The organism is Vibrio floridensis (assembly GCF_021852965.1).
In the GTDB taxonomy this organism is placed as follows: domain Bacteria; phylum Pseudomonadota; class Gammaproteobacteria; order Enterobacterales; family Vibrionaceae; genus Vibrio; species Vibrio floridensis.
Map to the genome: position 1 here is coordinate 284,659 of NZ_JAKGCY010000002.1, position 13,922 is coordinate 298,580.

12 protein-coding genes are annotated in these 13,922 nt (G+C 44.7%); 6 read left to right on the forward strand and 6 right to left on the reverse strand.

What is annotated here, in order from left to right:
* Together LZU85_RS05600 and LZU85_RS05605 are read right to left on the reverse strand one after the other, a co-directional pair.
* On the reverse strand, positions 1 to 945 hold the full coding sequence (locus tag LZU85_RS05600) for a LysR family transcriptional regulator (RefSeq protein ID WP_237286612.1): 945 nt from the start codon (positions 943 to 945) through the stop codon (positions 1 to 3).
* A gap of 143 nt (positions 946 to 1,088) precedes the next feature.
* Positions 1,089 to 2,048 carry a DUF4382 domain-containing protein gene (locus tag LZU85_RS05605; protein WP_237286613.1) on the reverse strand — a complete coding sequence of 320 codons (960 nt, stop codon included), beginning with the start codon at positions 2,046 to 2,048 and terminating at the stop codon, positions 1,089 to 1,091.
* Positions 2,049 to 2,267: 219 nt separating this feature from the next.
* Here LZU85_RS05605 and LZU85_RS05610 point away from each other — a divergent pair, with 219 nt between their 5' ends.
* On the forward strand, positions 2,268 to 2,870 hold the full coding sequence (locus LZU85_RS05610; protein ID WP_237286614.1) for a 2OG-Fe(II) oxygenase: 603 nt from the start codon (positions 2,268 to 2,270) through the stop codon (positions 2,868 to 2,870).
* Between the two features lie 109 nt (positions 2,871 to 2,979).
* On the opposite strand, the gene LZU85_RS05615 is transcribed toward LZU85_RS05610, so the two are convergent.
* A complete protein-coding gene (locus LZU85_RS05615; RefSeq protein ID WP_237286615.1) occupies positions 2,980 to 4,248 on the reverse strand; it encodes an HD-GYP domain-containing protein in 1,269 nt (422 codons plus the stop codon).
* 319 nt (positions 4,249 to 4,567) lie between these two features.
* On the opposite strand from LZU85_RS05615, the gene LZU85_RS05620 reads away from it, so the two are divergent.
* The 5 genes from LZU85_RS05620 to LZU85_RS05640 all read left to right on the forward strand — a co-directional run bounded on the left by LZU85_RS05620 (position 4,568) and on the right by LZU85_RS05640 (position 9,335).
* A complete protein-coding gene (locus LZU85_RS05620; protein ID WP_237286616.1) occupies positions 4,568 to 5,479 on the forward strand; it encodes a diacylglycerol/lipid kinase family protein in 912 nt (303 codons plus the stop codon).
* Positions 5,480 to 5,654: 175 nt separating this feature from the next.
* Entirely contained in the window at positions 5,655 to 6,860 is a 1,206-nt protein-coding gene (locus LZU85_RS05625) for an aromatic amino acid transport family protein (protein WP_237286617.1), read from the forward strand.
* 366 nt (positions 6,861 to 7,226) lie between these two features.
* A complete protein-coding gene (locus tag LZU85_RS05630; protein WP_176297706.1) occupies positions 7,227 to 8,369 on the forward strand; it encodes an HD domain-containing phosphohydrolase in 1,143 nt (380 codons plus the stop codon).
* A gap of 137 nt (positions 8,370 to 8,506) precedes the next feature.
* Positions 8,507 to 8,983 carry a Dps family protein gene (locus LZU85_RS05635; RefSeq protein ID WP_176297705.1) on the forward strand — a complete coding sequence of 159 codons (477 nt, stop codon included), beginning with the start codon at positions 8,507 to 8,509 and terminating at the stop codon, positions 8,981 to 8,983.
* Between the two features lie 133 nt (positions 8,984 to 9,116).
* Positions 9,117 to 9,335 carry a hypothetical protein gene (locus tag LZU85_RS05640; protein WP_237286618.1) on the forward strand — a complete coding sequence of 73 codons (219 nt, stop codon included), beginning with the start codon at positions 9,117 to 9,119 and terminating at the stop codon, positions 9,333 to 9,335.
* A gap of 65 nt (positions 9,336 to 9,400) precedes the next feature.
* On the opposite strand, the gene LZU85_RS05645 is transcribed toward LZU85_RS05640, so the two are convergent.
* From LZU85_RS05645 to LZU85_RS05655, 3 genes are all read right to left on the reverse strand, one after another.
* Entirely contained in the window at positions 9,401 to 9,949 is a 549-nt protein-coding gene (locus LZU85_RS05645) for an MSHA operon transcriptional regulator (RefSeq protein ID WP_237286619.1), read from the reverse strand.
* A gap of 288 nt (positions 9,950 to 10,237) precedes the next feature.
* Entirely contained in the window at positions 10,238 to 12,013 is a 1,776-nt protein-coding gene (locus LZU85_RS05650) for an ABC transporter transmembrane domain-containing protein (RefSeq protein WP_237286620.1), read from the reverse strand.
* Positions 12,013 to 13,758, reverse strand: a complete 1,746-nt coding sequence (locus tag LZU85_RS05655) for an ABC transporter transmembrane domain-containing protein (protein WP_237286621.1) — start codon at positions 13,756 to 13,758, stop codon at positions 12,013 to 12,015. Before LZU85_RS05655 ends, LZU85_RS05650 begins: the two co-directional genes overlap by 1 nt.
* Positions 13,759 to 13,922 lie beyond the last annotated feature (164 nt).

Below are 13,922 nucleotides of genomic sequence, written 5' to 3' on the forward strand. Positions count from 1 at the left end.
TCAAACGATAGAAGCTGGAAGCTTTGACGCGCGTGCTTTTGTGGTCATTAGTTGATTTTTTAACCAAGTCAAAGCGGGGTCATTCAAACTCTGTTTGTTATAGACCAAACTGTACGCCACTTGTCCATAGTCAAACGGGAGAGTGCGACTTACTAGCCCTTTGGCTTGCAAGGCTGTGTCTGCCCAGAGCTTTGAGCAGGTAAAGAGTAACGGTGTTCGATGACACATGACTGCGGCTGCCCCGAAATCCGCAACCGCCAGAGCGATCTCTCTTGGTTTATGACTCTGAATCAATGTCTGCTCAAAGTAAGGAATGGCTAGTTCTTTATCGTGAATGCCAACATGTTGAAATGAAAGGTAATCCTCAATGGTGAACCGAGTGTGCGTCGCTGGGTGTTCAGCGTTCATCAAACAGATCATTTCGTCACGCATGATGGTGTGCCAGATCAACTCTTTGTTCATGGTTGGAGGCTGGCTAATGTCGTGAGGCAGCAAAATAAAATCCACTTGTCCGCGTAATAACGCTTCAAAACCATGTTGTTCTTTGGCGTAAATGTGGAGGTGTGCATTCGGTGTTTGAGCGGTAATGTCGCTGAAGGTTTCAGCAAATACTTCAAACGTGCTTTCACGCATGGAAAGGGAAAATGTCCCGCTATATAGCTTGGGATCAAACGTTCCTTGGTGGATGACCCCGTTCATGCTCGATAGAATGCCATGAATGGCCGGCCCAATACTCAGTGCATACGAAGTGGGGATCAACTGTGTGCCATCACGATAAAACAGTTCATCATTTAAAACATTGCGAAGCTGCGACAAGATTTTGCTGACGCAAGATGGGGTCACACATAATTGTTCCGCGGCACTGGTGACACTGTGTGTCGTGAGCAACACATGCAGGACCGTAAGGTGCTTTAGACTAATGCGAGAAAGAGAGATGTAATCCATAAAAAGGGCGTCTATTGAACGTTTGAGGGATTACACCACATTTTCAAAGCGAAGCAACCTCTCACGCTCATTGATTTTGCCGAACCGATAAATAACCGTGACTTTTTGATGGGAAGTCACGGTTATTCAATATTTGATCTGGTTTATGGCAGAGGATTAAAGTCAATTGTCCCGTTTTCGCCAGCGGCAAGTTCGATGGTGTGTACTTGGCCAGTTGGTAATGGAATCGATGTGCCGTCATACTGAACAGGGTCATCCCCACCCGCATTACAACTGAAGGCTAGGGTATAGGTTCCGGCATTTAAAAAGCCAAAAGCATACTCGCCATTCTCGTTTAACCCCGTGGAGGCAAGCGGTTTAACAGCGCCTACGGGTAACGGATTTTGTGAGTTAAACTCTTCATCGTTTTCATCAACCAAATCAATCAGATTTGCACTGTCATGGTCTTCGCCTTGGTAAAGATACACAAAACTTTTGCTATCGACCGTACAGCTTTCATCTTCCGTAAGCAGGTTGTTGTCGACCGTGCCTGAAATGCTCACAGCCGATGCATTCGCAACAATCGATACACCATGAGGTTTTAAGATGTAACCATTGTTATTACCTTGATTGCCTAGCATCACCAGCGATTGGCGAAGATCAAACTCAATTGTATACAGTTGAACCGCTTCAGAGGTGACATCAAAACTACCTAGTTTTAACTTACTACTCGGCTGTTTCAAAGGTTGTTCGCCGTTAAAATCAATCACATAGTTGACGTTGTTTGCGCTACTTATGTGCAAAATGAGTTCTTTATAGCTGCCAACAGGAACGGGTTGGCTACTGACAATCAAAGCAGAATCACTGCCTTGATAATCTAAGAGGTCAATTTGTTGGTAGTTTGCGCCATTGGAAGGGACAACGTCGAGAAAGACAGAATTTCCTTCGTTGTCAACCAATTCAACTTGAGTAAATCCGATCGTTACCGAACTCGCATAGTCAACTGGTGCATCTGATACATAAAAGGAAACGTTGGCCGTGTTGCCCCCGTCACTTCCTCCACAACCAGCAAGTAGTGCTGCTGCTATCACCGAAGCAACAGCCGATTTTGTAAGTCCATTCATCTTTCCATATCTCATTACAACTGATGGTATTATCAATTATAGTCAACAATTGGCTACGCAAGACGGCATGCTGCAAGGTTTCGGTAAAGAGAATGTCAATTGCCTAGTGATGGAATCATCTTGACCTCTAATCCTGACGATAAGAATTATTGTCTGTCTTCCATCTCGACTCCCCGCTATAAACAGCACGCCAAAATATGGTGCGGATGATGAGTGAAAATGGAGAAGTTGATTGATGCGTTAATCACCCACGGCTATTACGTTTGGGATGATTTTCTCGATCCAAAATCAGTTGCACAACTGCGTGAGGCGATACCATCGCAATGGAAACAGGCGCGGATTGGCCGAAATGAGGACTTGGTTAAAGCAACTAAGATTCGCAGTGACAAAATTCAGTGGATTAAACGTGATAAAGAAGTAGCGGTCGATCACTATCTCGACTTGATGGAAGAGATCAGATTGAGTGTTAATCGCTATCTTTACCTTGGGTTGTTTGAGTATGAAGCGCATTTTGCCAAGTATGAACCTGGGGATTTTTATCAAAAGCATCTAGACAGCTTTCAAGGCCAGGAAAATCGCAAGCTTACAACGGTGTTTTATATGAATGAGCACTGGAGTGAGGGCGATGGTGGCGAGTTGTTAGTCTACGATTTGGACGACCAGTTACTAGAGAAAGTGCCACCAGTGAGTGGGCGATTAGTTGTGTTTCTTTCAGAAATGTTTCCTCATGAAGTGCTGACGAGCCACATTAACCGCTACAGCATTGCAGGTTGGTTCCGCATTAATGGCGTGAGAGATAACCTCTTGGATATTTCGAAGTAGTTGGTCAACATCTACAACAGAAAACCGCCCATTTGGCGGTTTTCGTCTATATAAAGGAAAGAGCTCGAACTGGTGGAGACTCTTGAGGGGAAAAATGCTATCCAGCACGTCACTCGTTGTGTTGAATTGACATCTTGTAGCAGTGGTGCAAATAGCGTTGTAATGTTGCAAAAGCGACTGGACAGAGCTTGCCATTATCGACCATCGCTTGCATCAACGGCTCAATTTCTTCTTCTGTCATCCGGTTTCGATACGGCCGATCTTGTGATAGCGCTTGAAAGACATCCGCTACAGCAATAATGCGTGACGGAAGGTCGAGCTCTTCTTCGGTCTTGTGGTATGGATAACCAGAACCATCTAATCGTTCATGATGATTCGACGCCCATTCCGCGATTTTTGAGTTGGGAAAGACTTTATGCAGAGCCAGCTCGGTATCGATGGTATGGCGTTTTATCCGCGTGTATTCCTGATCACTTAATTTGCCTTGCTTGTGGAGAATCTCGTCTGGAGTTTTGAGTTTGCCGATATCATGAACCAGTCCGGCGATAAAAATCATCTCTTGATCGTATTCTGAAAGCGCAAGTTTGCCAGCCAAAAAGCGAGCGAGCTCTGCCACTTTTTGCGAGTGTTGGTAGGTAAAAGGGCTTTTAGCATCGACGATGCGGGCAAGAAACAGTCCGAGCGTCACCAGATCAGATAGCGTTAACTGCTTCTGCAACCAGTCAATATGAGAAAACCCTAAACCGATGGTTTCGATGTTCTCGGATTCCATTGCAAACCAAAAGCCATCGGTCATGATAAGTTTGATCATGGTATCGCACATCTCAGGATGAAACAGAGTCCCCGAGTTGGCCCGGATCGTATCAGCGATGGTTTGCTCGTGTAAGGTGACCAAATCGCTGTGGCAATCACCAGTGTATTGTGCTCGCAGGAAATCGAGTCGATCCGAAAGGTAAAGTAGCGCGGCAATATCCTTGTTAAAAGGTGAAAGATCCAGCGATTCTAACTCTTTCCAATGCGTATGATGATAGAGAATAGGCAGAGCAAACTGAGCGAGAATGTTGCATTGCTGCAGTGACTGATAACCGCGTATGCAATGCGCTTGCGCGTCTTGCGGCATCAGTGTTTCCAGCAGCATTAGGTGCTCTTTGGTCTCTGATACACCGCAGTCGTGCACCATACCTGCGAAGTAGCTAAATTCGGCCTTTTTTAAATCCCAGCCAAGCGCAAGCGCACATTTGTAAGCCATATAAGCGACGCGATGGTTATGATGAGTGTCGTCAACGCCCACGTAATCTAGGGCTCTCGCTACCCAAATTAATGCGTGTTTCAGATCAACTTCAAAATGCAGTGAATCTGAATGATGTTTGTTTTCCATTTTTATTCCGACGATACGTTATTGTAATTCTGTTTGTTTGTAATAATTTTCATTAATAATACTAAGGAAATCGCTAAATTATCATCTTTGATACAGGTGATTGTTCAGTATTTTGAACTAAGTATTGTTTTTGCTTCGTGGTCTGATCTGGTTGCGGCAAGGTGTATCGGAGCTTTGTCGTCTAAATGGTCACAAATTAGTGAGTAAGGCGAAGAAAAGAGGGTGTTTGATCACAACTGTTCCACAATGGCATTTGTGCTGTTTTTCTAACGCTTAATATGGCGACTGATCTTGATGAAATCTTTGAAGTTAAGGACATATGATCTGGAATTTTATTCTTAATCCACTTGCTGGTGGTGGTAAAGCGTTGAAGTTTTGGCAGCAAGTCGAACCATTATTGGTAAAACATAAGATTGCGTATCGCTTTCATCTCACGGAGTACCAAGGCCACGCAAGAGCACTTAGCTTTGAGTTGGCCCAACAAGGCGAACGAGCTTTTGTCGCGATAGGGGGCGATGGTAGCGTCAATGAGCTTCTTCAGGGACTGTATGAAAGCCAGTTGCCGTTAAGTGAGTTTGTCTTGACCGTCGCGCCGCAGGGAACGGGAAACGACTGGGCTCGTTACCATAAAATTCCTCAGCAACCTCAAGCCTGGATCGATTTTTTACTGCGACGCACTGTGGTAGCACACGATTTGGGCTTGGTCTCGTTTGGTGAAGGCTATACACAACGACATGTGTTCATCAACATGGCGGGGTGCGGGTTAGATTGCCACATCTTACAAAAGATGGGCTGTGCGGGGGGGAAATCACTGCGCTATTATTCCACTCTGCTTTCTTCTCTCTATGCCTATCAAGGAGAATGGTTGTCGATTCGAACGCAGCAGAAGCATGAAGAGACACAAGCACAGAGCTATTTGTTGGCGATGTACTGCATTGGTCGATACGGTGGTGCCGGTATGGACTTCTCGCCCGATGCTTTTCACCAGTCAGGGCACATTCACCAAGTCGCGATCCACAACATGCCATTTGTTCATCGGTTACTCAGCTTGCCCTATTTATTAAACGGCAAAATTGATACACATCCAAAGGTTTCGGTTGAGAAAAACACCGCCTTCTATATCGATAGTGAGCGTAATGGTCAGTTTCAGTGTGATGGAGAACTCGTCGGTAATTTACCTGCGAAGGTGGAGCTTGTGCCAAAGGCAATACATGTTCTCTCAATGAGTTAAATTTGGGTGTTTAATTTTATTTACAGTTGTGGTTTTTTATCTTTACATTTTGCTTGATCTTAATATGAAAGTACTACAGAATCGCCACTTACCCAGTTTGTTGATTGGTTGGTGACCTTTTTTTCACCACGAATCTCTAAGCATTAAATAAAACTGTAAACATAAGAATACACTCATGAGTCGTTCAAAGATTTTTGGTAGTACTTTGATTATCGCTGGTACCACAATTGGTGCTGGTATGTTGGCCTTACCCCTTGCTTCTGCTGGAATTGGTTTCTCAACTTCTGTCATGATCATGGTTGGCTTTTGGGCCCTAATGTCTTACACCGCATTGCTTATGGTAGAGTTACACCAAGAAGCCGACAGCAGTGCTACTTTGCATACTTTGGCTAAACAAATTCTTGGTGAAAAAGGCAAATGGATTGCAAGTTTTGCCATGCTGTTTTTGTTTTATGCGCTTTGCGCTGCCTATATTGCAGGAGGCGGCGCACAATTTTCTGAGCGAGTCGCACAATCTTTGAATATTGAGCTGAATGCGCCACTTGGCACGATAGTGTTTACTTTGATCGTTGCCGCTGTCGTGACTGTTGGTACGGCAATGGTAGATAAGGTAAACCGAGTGCTGTTTGGGTTGAAGATTGCAGCGATGACGGCCGTTTTGTTCTTTCTTGCCCCGAATGTGACTGAGTCTTACCTGTTAAGTATGCCGATGCAGCAAGGCTTGATTGTCGCGGCACTTCCGGTGATTTTCACCTCGTTTGGTTTTCACGGCAGTATCCCGGCTATCGTTAACTACCTCGATGGTGACACTAATGCATTGCGTAAGGCAATCGTGGTCGGTTCTTCGATCCCATTAGTGATCTATATCTTTTGGCAGTTAGTGACTTTGGGTGTTATTCATCAGCAAACTCTGGTCGAAAACGCTGGGCTGAGCGCTTTGATTGGTCAGTTGGCTGCCAAAGTTCAACAATCTCATTTGAGCCAATTGGTAGGCGTCTTTGCAGACCTTGCTCTATTGACCTCGTTCTTGGGTGTGAGCTTGGGTTTATTTGAGTTCTTGGGTGATGTGATTAAGAAGCAAGGGAAAACACAAAATCGAATTGTACCAGCGTTGGTGACATTTACTCCACCATTGATGTTTGCGCTGTATTACCCACAAGGTTTTATCATGGCGCTCGGATATGCTGCTATCGCATTGGCGATCTTGGCTATTTTTCTACCAATAGTCATGGTGAGAAAAGTGAGAAAAAAGAGTGATAAAATGAATCGCTACCAAGTGGTAGGTGGGCAAGCAACGCTTATGCTAACCGGTATCGTGGGCATTGTGATTGTCGGTGCTCAACTGCTCATCAGCTTTGGTGTGTTACCTGCATTAGGGTAGAAAAAACAAGACAAGGCTGGAAATTATCCAGCCTTTTTTGATCGTTGTCTTTACCGCTGGTGATGCAAGGGGTGATGCTGAGTTTCCCGTAAAAGCCCTCGAAATCGTCCAATCTCGGTGATCTGCCGTTGAGATAAGACCAGTCATGTTTTTGGCGTTACTTCCGATAATTACATTAAAATAAATGACTTAATTTTAGCCAAAAAATCGGTTTATAAATTGAGATCAAAGTCTCTTAAGAAAGAGCGCTAACATGTAGGCGTATTGGCCAATTTTTTCCTAAACTTACTCTGTTGGGAGACAAAATCGGCGTTTTCATTAGGTGGGGTAATCCCCTACCTAGTGTTGCGTGCAAAGGAGTTAGGAATGGAACTGCTAAGTGAAATGAGCAATTGCGCCTATTTTCATCATGCTCACTCATTGAACGAGCAACTTGAGAATATTCGAGATCGCATGAGAATTCATGAACCGAGTATCGATAGAATCTCCTTTGCATTATTTGATGAAGAAGAACAAGTGTTGAAAACCTATGCAGACAGTTGTGGGCACTACACAGACCTTGCTCATTTTAGTGCTCCTCTCTCGGAATTACCCATGCTAAGAACTTGTGTCGAGGAGAGAAAATCTCGCATTGTGGGTAATTTACACTTACTGAGCAGCAGTCAGCACGTAACGTCATTATTGAGCGTCGGATATCGCTCTTCCATTGCTATCCCATGTTTTGAGCAAGACAAATTTGTTGGATTCTTGTTTCTTAATTCCCGTCAAGAAAATGCCTTCGATGAAAGCTTGATCGAGAAAGTAAAACCATACATTGACATGGTGAAGTTTTCCATCGTCTCCGAATACCAGATTGTTCATGCGATTGCGGGGTGCGCAGAAAGGACGCAAGCACTGTTTCCTGTCTACCACAAAGATTCTTGCGCACACAAAGAGCGCATCAGTCATTACACACGCATCATCGCCACTGAGATGGCTAACGACTGGCTGTTAGATGATGAAACCATCGAGCACCTTTCTCTATTTTCGCGCTTCCATGATTTAGGCAAAGTACGCCTTTCCATCGATTTGATCTGTAAATCAGAAACGCTTGATACATCGGAGCGAAGTACCATGCGCAATCATGTTGAAAACGGCATAGAGATTATGGATCGCATCCTGGAGTCGCTGGGTAACCCAAATCATCCAAGCATCACTCTTCTTACGCAAATTATGGCGTACCATCATGAGTTTTTAGATGGTTCTGGATATCCCTTCGGCCTCAAAGGTGAAGATATTCCGCCTGCCGCAAGAATTGTTTCTGTGGCCAACATCTTTGATGCTTTGACAACACATCGCCCGTACCGGCAAGCTTGGTCAATTACTCACGCTTTGTTGGAGCTTGAGAAAATGGTGATCGCAGGAAAAGTTGATAGAGGATGCGTCAACGCTTTGCGAGAGCATCAAGAGCAACTCAAAGCGATCATCGCTCAATTTCCTGAGCACGATCCCAAAGATGGTTTCTACTAAGATCCCGTAGGAATTTTAAATAGGTAAAAGCGATTGAACTTATAGGTTTAATCGCTTTTACCTTTTAATCGCCTTTTCATAGACTACACCCATTGAGAGAAGAGTGGCTTCTCTAACCAAATTAAAAGGGTGATGCTATGTCTAATAAAACAAACTACATCGGTCTCGATCAGCAGCTAGCTAAAGCATTGGCGGAGCAGCTAAACCAGTTGCTTGCTAATTATCAAGTGCTCTATATGAATACTCGCGGTTATCACTGGAACATCAAAGGGCAGCAGTTTTTTGAACTGCACATCAAATTTGAAGAGATCTACACCGATCTACAAGTTAAAGTTGATGAGCTCGCAGAACGTATTTTGACATTGGGTTATACGCCGAAACACAGCTTTAGTACCTATTTGCTCAATAGTGATATCGCAGAACATCAAGATGTATTTACTGGGCAAGAATCTGTTATGGGCTTAGTGGATGGGTTTAGCAAGCTACTGGTTCAACAACGTCAAATTCTCAAGCATGCGGGTGAGGCTGAAGACGAAGGAACTGCAGCTCTGATGGGGGACTACATTCGTGAGCAAGAAAAGCTTTTGTGGATGTTAAACGCTTATCTTCAATAATTGAGGTCGTTTGGTTTACAGTGACAAGCCATACATAGGGCTTGTTACTGTGTGTATGAACAGTATTTTGTTGACGAACAACGAAAGTTGACTATACTGAGTATACATACAGTTTCTTTGCGGAGGTGTTGTTATGTTCTGGGAAACTCTCGAACGTGTTAACCGACTCAGGCAGGAAGCCATGGCGAATCCTGAGTTTGTACAGTCAGCCAAAGAACACGAAAAAGCGCTTAATGAACAGGAGCTTATTTACTGTCATAAAACTAAGCGCAGAGTGAAAAAGCCAAAAACCCTGGCAGATATTTATCAACAAAGCGAATTTGGGACGCGAACAGATGTCCATCAACATTAAACAAAAATAAAGCCGCTATCTTTGACAGCGGCTTTTTTGATGATGTTGAAATAGGCAATAGGAAACTAAAAATCGGCTTTTTTGACGAAGTATGGGTTGTTATATTTCTTCTCTGGGCCAAACTCTTTCAAAACCAATCGATTCCATAACTGCTTATCAAAATTTTCTTTCGGAATAGAAGGGTAGAGTGTTTCGAGTTCTTCCCATGCATAGTTCATAAACTCTTTCTTTTTTATTTGGTTATATTGTCGCGCAATCTTGTTGTGTTTCGATATCCACTCTTTTTTAAATAGAGTTATTGCTTTTTCAGCTTCTTCTAACGGCATGCGAGAGAGAAACACACGCTTGTAAGAAACCTTTCGGTCTACCATGGTTCTCATTGCCGTTTGAATATATTTACCATGGTGTGTTATCGAGCTTTCACTTTCGTCCACTAATGGGATACACCACCCTTTAGGGAAAAAGTCTGGCTTGTGATATTGCTTGTTACGCACGGTCAGTGCTTGATGCAAAACGAGATCGGAGGTGCCGCGAAATGTTTGTTGCCATTTCGCTATGCGAATCTGCAGTGATCCCGGTAGGCGATAAATATTCGTAAACTTGTCTTCGTTCATGGACACATTACACAGTAGTTAAAGGTGATAGATATGACGAATAACAACCAGTCTTTCTGATGGAGTAATTATTTTTAATGAAAGACACTGACGATCTCACCCTAGCGTTAGCATTTAACGGCTACTCAAGCAGTTTAAGTTGTGAGATGGCAAAATTGTACAATAAGTAACTCATAAATTGCGAGTGGTTTATCGCTGTAAACAAAACAGGAAATTGTAAAAGTGTTAATCAATAGGCTGAATTAACGGAAAGATAAGCCGTGCCAGAACACTGGCACGGTCTACTTATTAGCAAGCTGGTTCTAGCGTTTGTTCCTCTTGCAACTCGATTTCGCGAATATGTTGGCCTGCTTGTTGGAGCTGATACATCTGAGCATAGCGCCCGTTGAGCGCCAACAATTGTGGATGGTTGCCCATTTCGACAAGATCTCCGTGGTGGAGTACGACAATTTTGTCTGCATCCATGATGGTCGATAAGCGATGCGCAATCACCACTAACGTCATATCGTGGCGAAGCGCTTTTAAGCTTTTCTGAATCAAGGCTTCTGTGCCTGAATCGATGTTTGCTGTCGCTTCATCAAGAATGAGGATTTTCGGTTTTGCGATAAGCACTCGGGCCATCGCCAGTAGCTGTTTTTGTCCTGCAGAAAGATTGGTTTCACCTTGGCCGAGTGGTGTGTCTAACTGCTGCGGATATTGTTTCACTTGTTGAGCAAGGCCCACCTGTTCAAGCGATTGCCAAAGTACTTCATCCGACACTTCTCTTCCGAGCGCGATGTTCTCTCGCACGGATGTTGGCAGGATATGCGGGTCTTGCTGCACCATGGCGACATCTTTTCGCAACACACTTTTACTCAACGCTGCAATCGGTCTGCCATCGAGTAACAGGTCACCCTCAGAAACGGGGTAAAATCCCATTAATAGTGAAGCCAATGTGCTTTTTCCGCTCCCAGTATGGCCTACCAATGCGACAAAATTCTGGTGTTTGATCTCGATATTCAATCCATTTAGAACCTTTTGTTTTCCATCATAGCTAAAGTTCAAACTACGGATATCTATTGCACCGGTGCTCAGTGGAGTGCGATCGCCTCCATACTGTTGCTCTGGCGAATCCATCATCTCGAAAATCCGTTCACTGGCCACTAAAGCTTGCTGTAACAGCGCCAATTGCTGCGTCATTTCAATCAGAGGTTCGGTAATGCGGCCTAAGTAGCTGATGAAGGCATAGAGAACGCCGACGCCGATCATCTCTGTTCCGCTGAAACCAAAAATCCCGACGAGAGTCAACAAAGCGATGCCAGCAAGAAGATCCATCAATGGGCGCAGGAGAACACCATTGAGCTTAATTACTTTTCTCCCCGCATTGAAGTGCTGCTCAGTGAGTCGATTGAAGCGAGTGTTGAAACGCTTTTCTTGTCTCATCAATTGGATGACACTCATCCCCTGGATTGATTCACTCATGTTGCCGTTGATGTCGGTGAGCAAGTCACGCATCACTCGGTATGCATGGGTGCTGAGCTTTTGAAATAGCACCATAAAAGCAACCACAACGGGCAGCAAAACCAAAACAACTAACGTCAGCTGCCAGCTCAAGATCAGCATAACGCCCAGCATGACTAAGATCATCACGAGGTTCTTTACCACGGAGGCGATCAACAGCTCGTAAAACTGTTGAAGTGATTCCGTATCATTGGTTAAACGTGAGACCAACTTCCCTGTTGGGGTGTAGTCAAAAGCGGACAGTGGTTGTTTGATGACACTGCTAAACGCTTGTTTACGTATGGTGCGAATGATACCTGTGGCAACGATATTAAACTGAAGACCTTGAAGGTATTGAAACAGCGATGAGCACAACAACAGGGCAAGGTAGCCACCACCAAGTAACAACAAACTTTGTTGCGTGTAGTTATCTTTGGTGATGTGCTCATCAATAAAATACTGGATAAGCCAAGGCCCACCGGCGTTGCTGACGGCAGCAATTAAAAGGAAAAGCAGCCCTGTTATCATCGCTTTTGGTTGAGCAAATGGGTAGGCAAATAATCTTTTTATCGTCGACTTCTTCATTACTTTGCCTCCTCCATGGCTTGTTCGAGTTGCTGATATTGATACATCTCAGCGTACCAAGCCTGATTGGCGACTAACTGGAAGTGCGTGCCTCTTTCCACTATATGGCCATGGTTGAAGACCACAACTTCATCTGCTTTTTCGAGAGCCGTTAAACGATGAGCAATGACAATCAAAGACTGGTGACGATAATGCTGCTCGAGGTTGCGCAAGATTTCATGCTCGGTGCGGCCATCAACGGCGGAAAGCGCATCGTCTAAGATCATAATTTCTGCGTTCAGCAGCATCGCTCGTGCGATGGCGATACGTTGTTTTTGTCCACCAGAAAGCGTAATGCCTTTTTCACCGACCTCCGTGGCGTATCCGTTAGGAAACTTCAAAATATCATCGTGAATACAGGCGAACTTCGCCGCGCGGTGCACCTCTTCTTCACTTGCATCTGGGTGGCCAAGGGCAATGTTTTCGTAAATAGAGCAAGAGAACAAAAATGGAGTTTGGCTGACAACGGCAAATTTGCCGCGCCATTGTTCGAGATCCGCTTGAGCGATGGAGGTGTTACCATAGCGAATATCACCATGTTGTAACTCTTGTTGCCTGAGGAGTAAGGCAATCAGTGTCGATTTGCCACTGCCGACCGGGCCTGCAATGCCAAGCATAGCGCCGGGTTTTAGGCTGATGTGGCACTGAGAAAGTGCAGCGGGTAAATCGTTGTTCCAATGAAAATCATTCACGTCGATGTGTAGCGTTTGCGCAATGCTTGAAAGGTTCTCGGAACCACTTTGAATTTCCGGTTGCAGCTGGAATATCTCATCTAAGCGGTTCCAGGCAGCCGCGCCACGCTCCAAAATATTAAACAAGAAGGCGAATGCGAGCATTGGCCAAATCATTAAGCCCAGGTACATGGTAAAAGCGGTCAAATCACCAAGCGTAATTTCTTGAAGGTGGACCAAGTACGCGCCAACACTGATACTGAGGAAGAAAGAGAGCCCGATCGAGAGTTGTATGGCGGGATCAAATCGTGCGTCCACGCGCGCGACCGCAATGTTCTTGTCACCCGTTTCATCGACCATTTTCTCAAAGCGTGCTTGCTCTTGCTCTTCCAAGCCAAAGGCGCGCAACATTCTCACGCCATTGAGTGATTCCTGGGTCAGATCCGACAGTTCAGAAAAAGCTTCTTGTGCAACTTTGAAACGTTGATGGAGCACTCTCACGATGTAGAAAATCGTGATGGCCAGAAAAGGCATAGGCAATAGTGCCATCACGGTGAGTTTCCAACTGATTTGGGTGATCATGATGATCAACACTGCAATGCCCGTAATCAGTGAATCTGCGGCAGTCAATACCCCTTCACCCGCGGTGACAACGATATTTTTTACGTCATTAGTGCCTCTTGCCATGAGGTCGCCGGTTTTATAGCGTTCAAAAAAGCGAGGAGGTTGCGTTGATAAATGTTGGTAAAGGCGATTGCGCAGAATACTGCCCAGCTCAATACTCGCACCAAACAACCATATACGCCAAAGCACGCGGCAGCCATAGATTGCGAGGATAATGACAGATAACCCTGCAAACCATTGCAGCATTTCCGAAGTGCTCATGGTTTTCTCTACAATACCGTCAACAATGTGTCCCACCGCCTTGGGTGTGACCAGTTGCATTGCGGAAATAAGCGCAAAAAGAAGAATAGAGCCAAGATAATGCTTCCACCTTAGCCTGAAGAACCACCTTAACTGCCAAAATATTTTCACTAGAGCCTCCTGCACCTGTTGTTTTTATAATGTGTTGTGTCTGGTTTGCCGAATTTTTGAGGTGACAAAGGCTCAGTAAAAGCCGTTATACCGTTTGGCAAAGACACGAAAGTGATTATTGTTATGTCGCCTAACGCTGCTGCTTGATGAAACAAGAGAGAAGT

Excerpts from the sequence above, each read along its gene's own strand:
- LZU85_RS05600 (WP_237286612.1), bottom strand. The coding sequence starts at position 945 with ATGGATTACATCTCTCTTTCTCGCATTAGTCTAAAGCACCTTACGGTC.
- LZU85_RS05605 (WP_237286613.1), bottom strand. The coding sequence starts at position 2,048 with ATGAATGGACTTACAAAATCGGCTGTTGCTTCGGTGATAGCAGCAGCA.
- LZU85_RS05610 (WP_237286614.1), top strand. The coding sequence starts at position 2,268 with ATGGAGAAGTTGATTGATGCGTTAATCACCCACGGCTATTACGTTTGG.
- LZU85_RS05615 (WP_237286615.1), bottom strand. The coding sequence starts at position 4,248 with ATGGAAAACAAACATCATTCAGATTCACTGCATTTTGAAGTTGATCTG.
- LZU85_RS05620 (WP_237286616.1), top strand. The coding sequence starts at position 4,568 with ATGATCTGGAATTTTATTCTTAATCCACTTGCTGGTGGTGGTAAAGCG.
- LZU85_RS05625 (WP_237286617.1), top strand. The coding sequence starts at position 5,655 with ATGAGTCGTTCAAAGATTTTTGGTAGTACTTTGATTATCGCTGGTACC.
- LZU85_RS05630 (WP_176297706.1), top strand. The coding sequence starts at position 7,227 with ATGGAACTGCTAAGTGAAATGAGCAATTGCGCCTATTTTCATCATGCT.
- LZU85_RS05635 (WP_176297705.1), top strand. The coding sequence starts at position 8,507 with ATGTCTAATAAAACAAACTACATCGGTCTCGATCAGCAGCTAGCTAAA.
- LZU85_RS05640 (WP_237286618.1), top strand. The coding sequence starts at position 9,117 with ATGTTCTGGGAAACTCTCGAACGTGTTAACCGACTCAGGCAGGAAGCC.
- LZU85_RS05645 (WP_237286619.1), bottom strand. The coding sequence starts at position 9,949 with ATGAACGAAGACAAGTTTACGAATATTTATCGCCTACCGGGATCACTG.
- LZU85_RS05650 (WP_237286620.1), bottom strand. The coding sequence starts at position 12,013 with ATGAAGAAGTCGACGATAAAAAGATTATTTGCCTACCCATTTGCTCAA.